The following is a 14,881-nucleotide window of genomic DNA, read 5'->3' as shown; positions in this document are numbered from 1 at the left end:
TTGCCCCGCAGCGCCACATTGCCGGTGCTGCGAAACGGTTGAAACGAATCACGTGCCGATCCTTTTGCAACCTCAAGCTAAGTTGAGGTCAAGCTATTAATGCGCTAATGCTCGCGGCCATGCACAAGAACGACCTGCTGCCTATCGGCGAACTCGCCCGGCGCACCGGCCTCGCCGTCTCTGCCATCCGTTACTACGAGGACAAGGGGCTGATCGGTGCCTTCCGCACCAGCGGCAACCAGCGCCGTTTCCTGCGGAGCGATATCCGCCGCCTCAGCTTTATCCTCATCGCCCAACGGCTGGGCCTGTCACTGGCTGAAATCGAATCGCAGTTGAAACGCCTGCCGCAGGGCCGCACACCGACCGCGCGCGACTGGCAGGCGATCAGCCGCGCGATCCGCACCGAACTCGACCAGCGCATCGCCGAGCTGCAGCGGGCACGCGAAACGCTCGACGGCTGTATCGGCTGCGGCTGTCTGAGCCTCAAGAAATGCGCGCTTTACAATCCGCAGGACAGGCTTGGAGAGAAAGGTCCGGGGCCGCGGCAGGTGCTCGACTAGTTGCCTTCCGGCCCCAGTTCGGGGTCGAGATCGCGCGGGCGCATGAAGTGGACGAGCTGGCCATCCTCGCCGCCCAGCTCGCTCCAGTCGTCGATGGGGAGTTCGATCACCGCAAAGGCAGCGGTAGGGAACTTGATGCTCGCCTCGTCGAACAGCGCATTCTCGTTCGACGGCGCGATCAGGCGCAGCAGCATTTCCTGCAAGCCCGGATTATGCGCGCAGACAAGGATCGCCTGGTCTTCACCGCCCTTTTCATGGATCACGTCGATCATGGTGTCGGCGCTGGAGAGGTAGAGCCGCTGGTCAAAGCGCGGCGTCATGCCGAGCTCCGCAGACTCCAGCGTCTTTTTCACCCGTTCTGCCGGGCTGGCGAGCAGCAGGTCGAAATCATAGTCGCCCTCGCGGATATGCTCGCCCATCAGCGCCGCCCCGCGTCGCCCGCGCTGGTTGAGTCCGCGGTCGAAATCGCGCGTCGACATATCGTCCCAGTCGGACTTGGCATGCCGCAACAGACCCAAGATCTTCATTCCTGTTGCGACTCCCACGGCATATATTCGTCAACCTCTCGCTCAACCGCTCTATCGCCGCTGGGCGGCCCGGCTGCAACCCGTTCCAAAGCCTCATCCAGTGTCAGCCTGGTTATTGGCGTGCCGGGCGGGAATGCCGACAGCAGGCGACTGGGAAAGGCTGCAGAGAGTACCACGAAATAGCCGGCATCTTCGCGGCTGCGGATCAGGCGGCCGAAGGCCTGCGCCAGCCGGGCGCGGATAATGCGGTCGTCATACTTGCCGCCCCCATGCGCCGCACGGCGGGCGCGGTGAAGGATCGTCGGGCGCGGCCACGGCACAGCTTCCATCACCACACAGCGCAGGCTCTCACCCGGTACATCGACCCCGTCGCGCAGGGCATCGGTGCCAAGCAGGCTGGCCTTGCGATCATCGCGGAAAATGTCGGTCAGCGTGCCGGTGTCGATCGGATCGACATGCTGGGCATAGAGCGGAAGACCGGCGCGTGCGAGCCGGTCGGCGATGCGGCCATAGACCGCACGCAGCCGCTTGATCGCGGTGAACAGCCCCAGCACCCCGCCGCCTGCCGCTTCAATCAACCTCGCATAGGCGCCCGCGAGGCCAGCGAGGTCGCCGCGCTTGATATCGGTCACGATCAGCACTTCGGCGCGGCTGGCATAGTCGAACGGACTTTGCGCGCTGGAGGTCTTGGGCTGGAGTTCGATATGCGGCGCACCGCTGGCTTCGATGGCACTTTCCCAGTCTTCCCCCGCATCGCCGCGATCGGTCAGCGTGGCACTGGTCAGCATCACGCCATGCGCGGGCTCCAGCACGATATGTGCAAAGGGCTTCATCGGGTCGAGCCAGTGACGGTGGATGCCGATATCGAATTCGCGTGTATCGTTGCGATCGACCGCGAACCAGTCGACAAAGTCAGGGTCCGCCGGGCCACCCAGCCGCGCTAGCACCGCTTCCCATGCACTGAGCAGATCGATCCGCCAGCGCAGCGAGTGGCGCGCGCCTTCGATCCGGGCCCGGCCCTGCCCATCGAGCCAGTCAGGCGCGTCTTCCAGCACCGCCTCCAACCGCTGGCCGAGCTTCATCAGTGGCCCGCGGATCGCCGCGAGCGCGGCCCCGGCCTCTTGCGCGGCCTCGATCAGTGGGCCTTCGAGCGAGGCAACCTCGGTCTCTATGCCATAGCCTGCATCCTGCGCCCCGCTCTCGTCGCGGGCATAGGTAACCGCGCGGACCTGCCCCAGCAGCGCCTCGACCGGGCCGAACGGCTGCCCCTCCGCCAGCCGACCGATCCAGCCATCAGAGGGCAATTGGTGGGCCGCCTCGACTGCGGCTTCCACCGCTTCGCCGCCAGCCTCGTCATAGCTCGCGACGTCTGCCAGCCGTGCCGCGAGGCCCCGGCGGCGTCCTCGATTGCCCTTCTCCGGGCCGATGATCCAGCGGCGCAGTTCGATCGCCTCCTGCCCGGAAAGTGCCGCGCCGAAGGTGCTGTCGGCAGCGTCGAACACGTGATGGCCCTCGTCGAAGATCACCCGCGTCGGCGGCTGGCCCTGGTGCCGACCGCGCGCGGCATTGACCATCACCAGCGCGTGATTGGCGATGACGAGATCGGCCTGCGCACTCGCACGCGTCGCGCGCTCTATGAAGCACTTCCGGTAATGAGGGCAACCGGCATAGATGCATTCGCCGCGCTGGTCTGTCAGCGCCGCGATCCCGCGCTTGCGGAACAGCGTGCCGAGCCAGCCCGGCAAGTCCCCGCCGATCATGTCGCCATCGGCGCTATAGGCCGCCCAGCGCGCCACCAGCTGCACCAGCACCGCCGGCCGACCCGCAAAGCCGCCCTGCAGCGCGTCCTCGAGATTGAGCAGACAGAGATAGTTCTCGCGCCCCTTGCGCACCACAACCGGCTGCGATCCGTCGGCCCGGCGGGAGGGCCACGCCCGGCGGCTCTCGCGCCGCAGCTGGCGCTGGAGGTTCTTGGTATAGGTGCTGACCCAGACCGTGCCGTGCGATTTCTCCGCCCACAGCGAGGCCGGGGCTAGATAGCCCAACGTCTTGCCGATCCCCGTCCCCGCCTGCGCCAGGAGGACGTGTGGCTGGGCGCGCTTGTCCCGGGGCGCGAAGACCTTCGCCACATCCCTCGCATAGGCGCGCTGTCCTTCGCGCTTCTCCGCACCCTCGCCGGTCAGCGCATCGAGCTGCGCCGCGACTTCCTCGTCCCTCAGCACGACCTGCGCGGGCTGCGGGCGCTCGGGCGCTTCCTCCCATTCGGGTAGGCGGCTGAACAGCCACTTCTCTGCCTTTTCGGGCTTGGCGACATGCGGCGCGAGCACTCCCGCCCACGGCCAGCGCAGCCGGGCCAGCGATTGCAGCACGCTCCATGCGCCTTCACGCTCGACCCAGTCGGTACTCTCGCATGTTTCCAGCAGCTTGCCCGCCGCAGTTTGCAGAAGTTCGGGGACAGCATCGTCGCCGACGGGTTCCTCCAGCCCCAGCGCGTGCGCCAGCCCTTTGGGCGTCGGCACGCAGAACTTGGCCGGATGGACGAAGGCGTAGAGCTCGAGCAAATCGAGCCCGGACAGGTCGGGATAGCCCAGCCGCGTCGCCACCAGCGGGGCGTTGAGCATCAGCACCGGCGTATCCGCTGCCGCATTGATCGCTTCACCCTTGGAGCACCCTCGCGTCGGCGCGTTGCCGTCTTTCAGCCATGTTCCGGCATGGCTGGCGTGGAGCGCTGGAAGGGGGATCGCGGGCATCGGTCAGAGTGTTGGGGAAGGTGGAACGAAAAGTAAACACCCGGTCCAGCCAACTTCCCTACGTCCGTTCGGGCTGAGCCTGTCGAAGCCCAGCCGCAACGGTTGTGGCTGCCCTTCGACAGGCTCAGGGCGAACGGATTTGGGTGGCTTGCCCCAATGCCCTCACGCGTTGCCCACCACGTAGCACGCCGCCGCCATCAGTGCCCCGGCCCAGCGGTTGGAGCGGAAGCGTTCGAGCGGGTTGGCACCGTCCTCGCCGTCGAGCGTCGCCACCTGCCACGCGAAATGCGCCGCGACCGGGATCAGCGTCAGCAGCGCGATCCAGTCGGCCCGCAGCAGCCAGAAGCCCAGGGCCCAAAGCGCAATCGCCCCGGCATAGAAGGCCGCCACCCCGCCCTGCACATGCGCGCCCATGCGCAGCGCGCTGGAACGGATGCCGACCAGCGCATCGTCCTCGCGGTCCTGCATGGCGTAGATCGTGTCGTAACCGATTACCCAGCAGGCCGAGCCGAGGTAGAGCGCGGCCAGCGCATCGAGATTGTCGAGCCGGAACGCCGCCCACCCGACGGGCAGGCCCCAGGTAAAGACCATGCCGAGCCATGCCTGCGGCCACCAGGTGATCCGCTTCATGAAGGGATAGGCCGCGACCAGCACCAGGCTCGCCAGTGCCACCAGCTGCGCTTCCCAGCGCAATTGCAGCAGGACGATGAGGCCAATCCCGCACAGTGCCAGCAGCCAGCCCCACGCCAGCTTCTTGGAGACTCGCCCGCTCGCCACCGGGCGGACCGCGGTGCGCGCGACCTTCCGGTCAAGGTCGGCATCGACGATATCGTTATAGACGCAGCCCGCACCCCGCATGGCGACAGCCCCCAGCAGCAGCCACGCCAGCATCGCCAGCTGCCACCCCGTGCCGGTCAGCCACACACCCCACACGCAGGGCCAGTATAGCAGCCACCACCCGATCGGCCGGTCGAACCGCGCCAGTTGTGCCAGGTCACGCGGCAATTGCGGCAGCCGTGCGACCAGCCCGCGGTGTTCGGTATCGGGGACGATGTCGGGCGGCGCTGCTTCAGTCATCACTTGCCCCCTAACGCGCCCCGTGCCACCTGCCTAGCCATGCCTGCCATACCCGCCTGGCCTCCGCGATCTGCACCGCGCCTGTTTGTACCCGACCCCATCGCTGCCGGCGTGCCGGTGACCGTGGAAGGCAACGCCGCGCATTACCTCGGCAAGGTGATGCGCATTGGCGTGGGCGACGCCGTGATCCTGTGCGACGATGTGACCGGTGAATGGGCCTGCAGAGTAATCGATGCGGCGAAACGCGCAGTCACGCTCGAACCGGTCGAGAAGCTGCGCGAACGCGAGCAAGTACCCGACCTATGGCTCCTCCCCGCGCTGCTCAAGAAAGACCGGTTCGACCTGGTGCTGGAGAAAGCCACCGAGCTGGGCGTGCGCGCCATCCATCCGGTCGTGACCCGCCGCTGCGTTGCCGACAAGCTCAACGCCGAGCGGGCGCGAACCATCGTCACCGAGGCGGCCGAGCAATGCGCGCGCACAGCGTTGCCCGAACTGGCAGAGCCGCTGAAGCTCGATGCGCTGCTACGCGACTGGCCCACCGACCGGGCGCTCTTCTTCGCCGACGAATTGGGAGGCGAGCCCGCTGAAGCGGCTTTCAAATCCTGTTACGAGTCCCAGCGGAGGCTGGGACCTCAGGCCAGTGAAGAACCACAGCTGGACGACCAGGTGGAAGGAGGTTCCCGCCTGCGCGGGAACGCACCACTCGCCAAGGCCGCCCTGCTGATCGGCCCCGAAGGCGGCTTCGAAAACACCGAGCGCGAGGTCATCCGCGCCCATCCTCAAGCGCGCGCAATCTCACTCGGACCGCGAATCCTGCGCGGCGAGACCGCTGCCATCGCCGCGACGGCTTTGTGGATGGGTACCGTCGGCGACTGGCAAGGATAGACGTTGCATAGGAAAACCGTTTTTCCTTGGCCTCGTGATGATCGCGGCCTAACGCGGCGGGCATGAGCACTCGGGAGGAGAGCGGGGCCGAGGACCCCATCATCGAATCGCGCGACCAGCTGGTTGCGCCGATGCAGCGTGGCGAGAAGCCCAAGGACCAATGGCGCATCGGCACCGAGCATGAGAAGCTCGTCTACAAGCGCCCCGAAGACGGCGGTGATTTCCGCGCGCCGTCTTACGACGAGCCCTGCGGTATCCGCGACATGTTGCTGAATTTGCAGCGCTTCGGCTGGATTCCGGTGGAAGAGAACGGCAATGTCATCGCGCTCAAGGGCGAAGACGGCGCGGTCAGCCTCGAACCGGCCGGCCAGCTCGAACTTTCCGGCGCGCCACTCGAAAACCTGCATCAGACCTGCAACGAAACCGGCCGTCATCTGGCGCAGGTAAAGGAAGTCGGCGAGAAGTGCGGGATCGGTTTCCTCGGACTCGGCATGTGGCCCGACAAGACACGCGAAGAGCTGCCGATCATGCCCAAGGGCCGCTATGACATCATGCTGCGGCACATGCCGCGCGTCGGCAGCCTGGGCCTCGACATGATGCTGCGGACCTGCACCATCCAGGTCAATCTCGACTACTCGAGCGAAGCCGACATGGTGAAGAAGTTCCGCACCTCGCTGGCGCTGCAGCCGCTCGCCACCGCGCTGTTCGCCAATTCGCCTTTCACCGAAGGCAAGCCCAACGGCTACCTCAGCTATCGCTCGCACATCTGGTCAGACACCGACCCGCATCGCACCGGCATGCTGCCCTTCGTGTTCGAAGACGGCTTCGGCTATGAGCGCTGGGTCGACTACATGCTCGATGTGCCGATGTACTTTGTCTATCGCGACGGCAAATACATCGACGCGGCGGGCCTCAGCTTCCGCGATTTTCTCGAGGGCAAGCTCTCCGTCCTGCCTGGCGAGAAGCCCCGGCAGAGCGACTGGTGGGATCACCTCAGCACCGCCTTTCCCGAAGTGCGGCTGAAGAGCTTCCTCGAAATGCGCGGTGCCGATGGCGGGCCATGGAGCCGCATCTGCGCCCTGCCCGCTTTCTGGGTCGGCCTGCTGTATGACGAGGCTGCACTCGATGCCGCGTGGGAGCTGGTCAAGGACTGGACCATGGAAGAGCGCGAGGCGCTGCGCAATGCGGTGCCTAAGCTCGCGCTCGATGCCGAGATCCCCGGTGGCCACCGCCTGCAGGACCTTGCGAAGGACGTGATGAAGATCGCCCGCCAGGGCCTCACCGCCCGCAACCGCCTGGGCCAGAGCGGCGACAACGAAACCGGCTTCCTCTCCACGCTCGACGAGATCGTCGAAAGCGGCAAGGTCCCAGCCCAACGCCTGCTCGACAAATATCACGGCGAATGGGGCGGCGATATCAAGCGGGTCTACAAATACAGTTTCTGAAACCGAAGGGAGAGAGCGCATGATCCAGATCAACGGCACCGTCAAACTGGCCCCCGGCACCGTCGCTAACGCAGGGCCGCTGATGGATGCGATCAGGACCCAGGTCGAGGCCTCTCGCGCCGAGGATGGCTGCCTCGACTATACCTTCGCGCAGGACCTGACCGATCCCGATACGCTGATCCTGTTCGAGCGCTGGCGCGATGCCGAATCGCTCGCCGCGCACGGCCAGTCGCCGCACATGGCCGAGTTCCAGAAAGTCATGGCCGCGCACCCGCCGCTGGGCCGCGAACTGCGGATTTACGAAACCGACGACGGCAAGCCGCTCTGAGGCGCGCTATTCCGCCGGTTGCGCGATGATCGGCCCGCGCGGGCGGAACTTGCGCAGCATGCGGGCAAGCGGCGCGGTGATGAGGCCGTGCTGCTGCATCCAGTCGTAATATGCGCGGTACTTCGGATCCTCAGCCAGCAAATGTGCTTCCTCGGTCCTGGCGCGCCAATAGTAGATCGCGCTGGTGACGCCGAGGAAGAAAGTGTTGCGGATCACGTCCACGATCGAGCCGTCTGCACTGACAAGGAACGGCAGTACCGAAAGCCACCAGAACAGGTTCTTTGAGATGTAGGCGGGGTGCCGGGTAAAGCGATAAGGCCCGTTGGTCAGCACACCGCGATAGGTCAGGTTTGAGAAGCGAATGCCGAACGCAACTGTCGCCCAGGCATAAATCGCCGTAAGGAACACCAGCATCGCGCCCCACAGGCCGAGCAGCAAGGGATTGCCAGCAAACCAGTGCGTCCAGCCGGGCGTGTATACCTCGTAAGCGATGATCCCTTCGCCGCCCATGAAACCGAACACGAATGGCGGGTAACACAGCAGAGCTGCCACCCAGCCGGCGAGGAAAGGATTGCCGCTGCGGATATGCGCATCGAGCGGGCGGAAGGTGACGAGATAGCCGACCGTGCCGAGTTGCACATCGACCACGAACAGCAGGGCAATAAGCGTCCACGCGAATTGAGCGGGGTTCTGCGCCAGCACGGTGAAATCAGCCTCCACCACTTGCTGGAAACCGCCGGGCAGTATCGAGATCATGAACGCGCCGAAAAAGCCCTTGATGGCCCATGCGCGCCAGTGCTTTTTCACTTCATCCGGGTCGTAGGCCTCGCGCGCCAGCAGCATGGCCCCGAAGTGCCAGGCATGGTCCCGCGGCTCGATCATGCGCCGATCGAGCCAGATGACATAGGGGATCGACAGCACCAGCATCGGCACCAGCGCAAGGCTGAGCACCTGCATGGCAAACTGGTATTGCCCGTCCCAGTACCACCGGCCAAGGCAGTAAAAGCCGGCGATGATCGCCCAGGTTGCCCACAGACCAATCAGCTTGACCGAGGAGACGGGCAAGGTTTCATCGCGCGGGCGAACGGACGTCCAGTCGATCCCGGTGGAAGGGCGCAAGTGAACCTTGTCGACCAGCAAGGACCACACCACCATCGGCCCGGCGGTGAACACCATGGCCGCGAGTGACGCAAAGGGGCCAGACATCGGCGCATGCGGACCGGGCAGGCCCAGCGTATCGGCGATCGGCGCGTAGTTGCGGCAGAACAGGATCCACGCGGCCAGCCCCAGCAGGCCGGCAAGGCCGACTCCGGACGACACATCGCTCTCGGGGAGCCGGTGGGATTGCTCGCTCGCGCGCATGGGATTCCCTTACGCGCAAAGGGTTAAATTGCGGGTAAGAGATCCGGCAGCGTGCAGAAACGGGGCGCAGACCTCGCCAGAGGTTAATTCCAGCGCGCTAACCCTGCAAAATCGATGCCAGGAAACCTAGCGGTAGGCGTGGATCGTGCCGCTGTCATCCAGCACGTAAAGCGTCTGGTTGGCGACGATCGGCGGTACGCTGACCGGTTGCTTGATGTCCTGGAACAGCTGCGCGCTGCCTTCGCCGGTACTCAGACGCCAGATTTCACCGCGCGAACTGGCCACATAGAGCGAATTGCCGGCCAGCACCGGCCCGGTCCAGAAGATCGGGCCTTCCTTGTCCTTCTCGTCCTTGTAGCGCGCCAGCTGGCTGATCCAGCGGACCTTGCCCGTCGAGCGCTGGATGGCGAGCATGCGGGCATCGTCGGTCAGGGTAAAAATCCACTCACCGGCGATGGCGGGGGTCGAGATCCCTGCCAGGTTGAGTTCCCAGATGCGCTGGCCAGTGACCAGCTCATAGGCGGCCATGCGACCGCCCTGCCCCAGCGCGTAAACACGGCCCGAATCGATGATCGGATCGGCATCGATATCGGTCAGCGAGCCGACAGTGGTCGAAATGGAGGTTCGCGCCAGTGCATCGGACCACAGCGTCCGGCCGTTCTCATAGCGATAGGCCGACAGCTCGCCCGAGCTGTAACCGGCAATGATCGAGCCCTGTCCAGCAGCCGGCGAGGCCACTCCGAACACGCCGGCTTGCGCCAGCGAACCCGATTCCTGCCATGCGACCGAACCGTCGGTGGCATTGAGAGCAAAGATCTGGTTGTCCTGCGTCGTCACGATCACGAGGTTGAAAGCCAGCGTCGGCGCATCGCGTAGCGGGCCACCATGCTTGACCTTCCAGACCAGCTGTCCGCTACTGGCGTCGAGAGCAGTCACTTCGCCGACACCATTGGTGGCATAGACCCGGCCACCGGCATAGCTGACCCCGCCACCGAAAGACGAATTGCGCGCGCCCTTGTCGATTTCGGCGCGGTGCTGCCACAAACGGCCACCGGTTGCAGCATCGAACGCATGAACCGTACCGTCGGTATCAACCGCATACAGCTTGCCATCGGCGACGATAGGCGAAGCGCCGAGCCGCACGCGATTGCTCGCCCCCGCGATCTGCGCAGTCCAGGCCCGACCAAGGCTATCGCCTAGCGCCAGGTGACCGTAGCTCTTGCTGGCAGTGCCGCTTGCCATTGCCCAGGTGGTATTGACTTGCGCCGGAGGCAGCACGACCGCGACACCTGCCAGCGCCGGATCGACCGACGCCCCGGTTTCGATCCGCGACAGCACCGGTACACGGTTGCCGACAGTCGGTGTCTTGTTCTTGTCCTCGCCGCCGCCGAACAGGCCGCCTGAACAGCCCGCAAGGGAAACCGCCAGCATTGCAGCGGTGGCAGCCTTCATGGCCCAAGTCTTTCCAGTCGAATTCATCGATCCCATCCCGTCAAACAGCATTCCTGGGCGACCACGAAGCTATAGAATTTCAATTGCCCGTTGCAGGCGTCGTTCCGGTGTCGGCACCGGCTTCTTCCAGCACCTTGTCGACATCGGTGATTGCATCGACGCCCAGCACGCCGGCCATTTGCCGCGCGCGCCCCCGCAGCGACTGCGGCACGTCTTCGTCCTGCGCGATCTGGCTGAACAGTTCGCCCGCCTCCTTGCGCTTGCCCTGGTCGAGATAGGCCATCGCCAGCATCTCGCCCGCGCTGCCGAAGAATGCGTTGTCCGGCACTGCAATCGGTTTGAGCCGGGTGATTATGTCGGCAGGCTCCATGGTGTCGAACTGGATCGCGACCTGACGCACCACTGCGAGATCGCGATAGGCCTGGGGTGCTTCTGCGTCATTGGCCACCTGGCCGAAGATCCGCGCAGCGCCTTCGCTATCGTCCTGTTCCAGCAGCGCCCCGCCCTGCAGCATCAAGGCAACGGTACGCGCACCGGCATGATCGCTGCTGCCGAGCTTTTCGAGCGCTTCGCGCCCGGTCTGCAAATTACCCGCATCGAGCTGGTCCATCGCGGAAACGATTGCTTCGGAATCGGCTTCCATGGCCGCTTCCTGCTCGCTGTCCCACCACAAGTAGCCGCCGAAGCCCGCCAGCCCCAGCACCAGCGCCGCCAGCAAGGGCCGCCCGTACTTCTTGCCAAAGTCGGCATATTGGTCTTGCCGGACAGCATCGTCGACTTCGCGCAAGAGAGCGTCATCTTGCGCCGCCTTCTGCTCTGCTTTCTTGTCGTCGGGAGATTTGGAGTTGCTGGGTGTCAGGGCCACGTGGGGCTCATCTTTCTGAAGCTGAAAATCGGTTGAGCGCGTCTTTAGGGTCGCGACCGGGGCAAATCAACACGGAGCCGCGTGAACGGCAGGTGAAGTTGTGGAGCCAGCTAACCTTCCATCGCCTGCGCATAGAGCCGGCGGTAGGCAGCTATCATGGAATGCTGGTCATAGCGCTCGCGCGCCAAAACCTGGTTGGCAGCGCCAATTCCCGCGCGCTTGGCTGCGTCGCCAGCAAGCGAAAGCATGGCCTCACCCAGTGCTTTCTCGTCGCCCGGCAACGTTATCAGCGAGGCATTCTCGCCAGATACCATGTGGGGCACATCGCCGACTGCGGGGGCAATCACCGGCAGGCCGGCGGCCATGGCTTCGACAACCGAAATCGGAAACTGCTCGGAATTTGAAGACAAGGCAAAAATGTCGAACAGGCCGACGTAGCGCGCGGGATCGGGGGTAAAACCGGGCAGGATGACCCGGTCAGCCAAGCCCAGCCGGGCCGCTTCCGCCCGGATCGCGCTTTCTTCCGGACCTTCGCCCACGATCACCAGCTTCCACGGGTCCGGCATGGCGGCGAATGAGCGCACCAGCCGGGGCAGGTTCTTGACCTTGCGCAGGCCGGCAAGCGTACCGAGCCAAAGATCGCCGTCACGCTTGGTCACCCCGCTCACAGCATTGCGTGCAGGCGTTTTCGCGAAGGCCATGCAATCGATCCCGTTCGGGATATTGAGGACACGCCCGAAAGGCTGCTCCCATACTTCCAGCGCGATGGCTTCGAGCGTTTCCGATGGCACCACCAGGCGATGCGTTTTTCCCAGCGCCAGTTTGCGATAGAAGTTGCGGCGAGATTTCAGCCCGGACTGTTCGTCTTCGTTGAAGCCATCTTCGTGGTGGATCAGCGGTGGCAGGTCGAGCGGACCGGAAAACAGCGTATGCGCCATCACCGCATCCATTGCGCCCCAATTGTATGTCAGCACGAGGTCATAGGGTTTCATGGCCCGGGCCAGAGCCATCAGGCGCCACGGCCACGGCAATCCCCGAAGCGAAGGGAAGCCGGTCGGGAAGCTGACGCGCGCTGCCTTCGAAATTCGTTCGGCGGCCCCCATCGCCTCGGGCACTGCCGAGACGATCGCATGCTCGACTTTCGAACCAAGCGCATTGATCAGCTGGACACAGCGCAACTCCTTGCCGCCGGGCGAGAAGGTCGAGTGCAAGTGCAAGATCCGCCCGGTCGGGAGCGGCTTGGCGGCCGTCACGGTGCGGCCTCGAGCAAGCGGTCGATTGCGGCCAACGCTTCGGGTTCGGTCAGCAAAGGCGCATGGCCGGTCTCGGCTACAGTCACGATCTCCAGTGCCTTGCTGCGTGACTGCATCTGCTCGGCGGTGGTCTGCGACAGGATATTGGACCGCGCCCCGCGCACCAGCACCATCGGAACGTCTGCCAACGCTTCGAAGAACGGCCACAAATCAGGTGCTTCGCCCTCGGAAAAAGTATCGGCGATAGACATGTCGTAATCGAAGGCGATGCGCCCGCCTTGCCCCAGCACCATCACCCGCTTGGCCATCGCCAGCCAGTCCTCGATGCCAAACTTGGGATGCGCAGCACACTGGACTTCGCGCAAGGCGCGGGCAGCGTGCATCCAGGTCTCGAAACTGCGACCTTGCCCGACATAGCTGCCGATATGCGCTAGCCCCACCGCCTCGATGCGCGGGCCGATATCGTTGATGACCGCCGCTGCGATCCGCCCCGGGTAGGCGTTGGCGAGCAACATCGTCATGATCCCGCCCATCGAGGTACCAATGGCGATGAAGCGATCGATGCCCAGTTCCCCCAGCAGCCTGGCGACGTCGGCAACATAGTGTCCGCCCTCGTATGTGCTGCTGTCCTTGGCATAGGCGCTATCGCCGCGCCCGCGCATTTCCGGCACGATCACTCGCCGCGACGGGGCAAGGATTGCCGCCAGCCCGGCAAAATCGCGGGCGTTGCGTGTCAGTCCGTGCATGCAGACCACCGGTAGCCGATCCGGCGACCCGTCATAGTCCCGATAATGCAATGCCAGCCCGTCCTCGCTATTCCAGAAGCGATCGGCAAATGGGCGATCGTCGGTCAGGCGATCGAGAACGGCTGTGTCTGTCAAATCGCCATGCCTTCGAGAAATCGTTGCGCCTTCGCTTGCGTGACCAAGCCCTTGCCCCCACTATCGCGCCATGCGCCCTGAACCGCAAGCCGCGAGCTACCATCCCGACACGCCCATCGATTCGCTTGCCGACTGGTTGGCCGATTCGGTCGAATCGGCGGATTTTCCCGAAACCATCTTGCGCTTTCGCAATGATCGCCATGCTGCAACGGTTGGTCTCGCCGGACTATCCGAAGACAAGTGGATCCGCCATTTCGGCCGTTTCGAACCGTTGCGCGACAATGTCCCGCAGCCGCTCGCGCTTCGTTATCACGGTCATCAGTTCCGTGTCTTCAACCCCGATATCGGTGACGGGCGCGGCTTCCTGTTCGCACAAATGCGCGACGGGGCAGGCCGCCTGCTGGACCTGGGTACCAAGGGTTCGGGCACGACCCCCTACAGCCGCACTGCAGACGGGCGGCTGACCCTGAAAGGCGCAGTGCGCGAAATCCTCGCCACCGAATTCCTTGAAGCGCTCGGGGTCAATACGTCGAAAACCTTCTCGGTCATTGAAACGGGCGAGGAGCTGGAGCGCAATGACGAACCCTCGCCTGCGCGTTCTGCCGTCATGGTGCGGCTAAGCCATTCGCATATCCGCATCGGCAGCTTCCAGCGCTTGCTGGTGATGGAAGAGCCTGAGCATATGGCGCAGCTGGTCGACTATTGCCTTGCGCAGTTCCCCGGCCCGCCTCCGCCCGAAGATGCGCCCGGGCGCGACGAACCTGCCGTGCAGCTGATGCATATGGCGGTCGAACGGATGGCCGATCTTGCTGCCAGTTACATGGTCGCAGGTTTCGTGCACGGCGTGCTCAACACCGACAACATGAACATCACCGGCGAGAGCTTCGATTATGGCCCCTGGCGGTGGCTGCCGGCGTGGGACCCGGGCTTCACCGCGGCCTATTTCGACCAGACCGGGCTCTATGCTTTTGGTCGCCAACCCGAAGCGCTGCACTGGAACTGCGGCCAGCTCGCCGTGGCCCTGCGCGCTCTTACCGAAGCCGAGCCGCTGATCGCGGCGATGAACCGGTTTGGCCCGCTCTATGGGGAAGCCATCGCCCGGCGCTGGTGCTGGCGACTGGGGTTGGAACCGCGCGGCCCGGAAGCCGACACTGAGCTTGTTGGAGCTAGCGAGAAGGCGATGCGCGAAGGCAAGTGGCAGCCCGATGCATTCTTCCACCATCATCGCGGCGGGCGTGGCGGCGAAGGCGATCTCGGAGAATTGTTGCAAGGATATACCGCGACACCGGACGCTTTGACGCACGACTACTGGCGCGAGAGCCCACCTGAGAGCATGCTGATCGACGAGGTGGAAACCCTGTGGTCCGCCATCGCCGAACGGAACGACTGGCAGCCGCTTCATGACAAGGTTGCGCGCTTGCGCGCTGCTGGCGAAGCGCATGGCGAAGTCCTGGCACCTGCGGGTCATGTAAATTGAGTAAATGCCCAAGAATGCT

Annotated in this window: 13 protein-coding genes; 5 read left to right on the top strand and 8 right to left on the bottom strand. The window is 64.5% G+C overall.

Going from position 1 to position 14,881, the window contains the following annotated elements; translation table 11 throughout:
* Nucleotides 1-119 precede the first annotated feature (119 nt).
* Nucleotides 120-560, top strand: a complete 441-nt coding sequence (soxR, locus tag QPW08_RS06235) for a redox-sensitive transcriptional activator SoxR (RefSeq protein WP_284124871.1) — start codon at nt 120-122, stop codon at nt 558-560.
* Here the strand turns inward: soxR and QPW08_RS06230 are convergent.
* The 3 genes from QPW08_RS06230 to ubiA form a co-directional block, all read right to left on the bottom strand.
* The gene (locus tag QPW08_RS06230) at nt 557-1,087 is read right to left on the bottom strand and encodes a SixA phosphatase family protein (RefSeq protein WP_284124870.1); all 531 of its coding nucleotides are present in this window, start codon (nt 1,085-1,087) and stop codon (nt 557-559) included. The genes soxR and QPW08_RS06230 overlap by 4 nt on opposite strands.
* Entirely contained in the window at nt 1,084-3,837 is a 2,754-nt protein-coding gene (locus QPW08_RS06225; RefSeq protein ID WP_284124869.1) for an ATP-dependent DNA helicase, read from the bottom strand. Before QPW08_RS06225 ends, QPW08_RS06230 begins: the two co-directional genes overlap by 4 nt.
* A gap of 162 nt (nt 3,838-3,999) precedes the next feature.
* The gene (gene ubiA / locus QPW08_RS06220; RefSeq protein ID WP_284124868.1) at nt 4,000-4,914 is read right to left on the bottom strand and encodes a 4-hydroxybenzoate octaprenyltransferase; all 915 of its coding nucleotides are present in this window, start codon (nt 4,912-4,914) and stop codon (nt 4,000-4,002) included.
* 39 nt (nt 4,915-4,953) lie between these two features.
* On the opposite strand from ubiA, the gene QPW08_RS06215 reads away from it, so the two are divergent.
* The 3 genes from QPW08_RS06215 (at nt 4,954) to QPW08_RS06205 (ending at nt 7,572) form a co-directional block, all read left to right on the top strand.
* A complete protein-coding gene (locus QPW08_RS06215; RefSeq protein ID WP_284124867.1) occupies nt 4,954-5,799 on the top strand; it encodes a 16S rRNA (uracil(1498)-N(3))-methyltransferase in 846 nt (281 codons plus the stop codon).
* A 62-nt stretch (nt 5,800-5,861) separates the two neighbouring features.
* Entirely contained in the window at nt 5,862-7,244 is a 1,383-nt protein-coding gene (locus QPW08_RS06210; protein WP_284124866.1) for a glutamate--cysteine ligase, read from the top strand.
* 19 nt (nt 7,245-7,263) lie between these two features.
* Complete coding sequence (locus QPW08_RS06205) at nt 7,264-7,572, top strand: putative quinol monooxygenase (RefSeq protein ID WP_284124865.1); 309 nt, start codon at nt 7,264-7,266, stop codon at nt 7,570-7,572.
* Between the two features lie 6 nt (nt 7,573-7,578).
* On the opposite strand, the gene QPW08_RS06200 is transcribed toward QPW08_RS06205, so the two are convergent.
* From QPW08_RS06200 to QPW08_RS06180, 5 genes are all read right to left on the bottom strand, one after another.
* Nucleotides 7,579-8,934, bottom strand: coding sequence for a methyltransferase family protein (locus QPW08_RS06200; protein ID WP_284124864.1), 1,356 nt, complete (start codon nt 8,932-8,934; stop codon nt 7,579-7,581).
* A gap of 126 nt (nt 8,935-9,060) precedes the next feature.
* Entirely contained in the window at nt 9,061-10,422 is a 1,362-nt protein-coding gene (locus QPW08_RS06195) for an outer membrane protein assembly factor BamB family protein (protein ID WP_407674565.1), read from the bottom strand.
* Nucleotides 10,423-10,465: 43 nt separating this feature from the next.
* Entirely contained in the window at nt 10,466-11,251 is a 786-nt protein-coding gene (locus QPW08_RS06190; RefSeq protein WP_284124862.1) for a tetratricopeptide repeat protein, read from the bottom strand.
* Between the two features lie 110 nt (nt 11,252-11,361).
* A complete protein-coding gene (locus QPW08_RS06185; RefSeq protein WP_284124861.1) occupies nt 11,362-12,504 on the bottom strand; it encodes a glycosyltransferase family 4 protein in 1,143 nt (380 codons plus the stop codon).
* Entirely contained in the window at nt 12,501-13,385 is an 885-nt protein-coding gene (locus QPW08_RS06180) for an alpha/beta fold hydrolase (RefSeq protein WP_284124860.1), read from the bottom strand. Before QPW08_RS06180 ends, QPW08_RS06185 begins: the two co-directional genes overlap by 4 nt.
* 70 nt (nt 13,386-13,455) lie before the next feature.
* On the opposite strand from QPW08_RS06180, the gene QPW08_RS06175 reads away from it, so the two are divergent.
* Complete coding sequence (locus QPW08_RS06175; protein ID WP_284124859.1) at nt 13,456-14,862, top strand: protein adenylyltransferase SelO family protein; 1,407 nt, start codon at nt 13,456-13,458, stop codon at nt 14,860-14,862.
* Nucleotides 14,863-14,881 lie beyond the last annotated feature (19 nt).

The organism is Parerythrobacter aestuarii, from assembly GCF_030140925.1.
Taxonomy (GTDB): Bacteria; Pseudomonadota; Alphaproteobacteria; order Sphingomonadales; family Sphingomonadaceae; genus Parerythrobacter; species Parerythrobacter aestuarii.
The sequence above is the reverse complement of the archived record's forward strand: the minus strand, read 5'-3'. Positions and strand labels throughout refer to the sequence as shown.

What these genes read in the sequence shown, in the direction of transcription:
- soxR (WP_284124871.1), top strand. Translation starts at nt 120, where the DNA reads ATGCACAAGAACGACCTGCTGCCTATCGGCGAACTCGCCCGGCGCACC.
- QPW08_RS06230 (WP_284124870.1), bottom strand. Translation starts at nt 1,087, where the DNA reads ATGAAGATCTTGGGTCTGTTGCGGCATGCCAAGTCCGACTGGGACGAT.
- QPW08_RS06225 (WP_284124869.1), bottom strand. Translation starts at nt 3,837, where the DNA reads ATGCCCGCGATCCCCCTTCCAGCGCTCCACGCCAGCCATGCCGGAACA.
- ubiA (WP_284124868.1), bottom strand. Translation starts at nt 4,914, where the DNA reads ATGACTGAAGCAGCGCCGCCCGACATCGTCCCCGATACCGAACACCGC.
- QPW08_RS06215 (WP_284124867.1), top strand. Translation starts at nt 4,954, where the DNA reads ATGCCTGCCATACCCGCCTGGCCTCCGCGATCTGCACCGCGCCTGTTT.
- QPW08_RS06210 (WP_284124866.1), top strand. Translation starts at nt 5,862, where the DNA reads ATGAGCACTCGGGAGGAGAGCGGGGCCGAGGACCCCATCATCGAATCG.
- QPW08_RS06205 (WP_284124865.1), top strand. Translation starts at nt 7,264, where the DNA reads ATGATCCAGATCAACGGCACCGTCAAACTGGCCCCCGGCACCGTCGCT.
- QPW08_RS06200 (WP_284124864.1), bottom strand. Translation starts at nt 8,934, where the DNA reads ATGCGCGCGAGCGAGCAATCCCACCGGCTCCCCGAGAGCGATGTGTCG.
- QPW08_RS06195 (WP_407674565.1), bottom strand. Translation starts at nt 10,422, where the DNA reads ATGGGATCGATGAATTCGACTGGAAAGACTTGGGCCATGAAGGCTGCC.
- QPW08_RS06175 (WP_284124859.1), top strand. Translation starts at nt 13,456, where the DNA reads ATGCGCCCTGAACCGCAAGCCGCGAGCTACCATCCCGACACGCCCATC.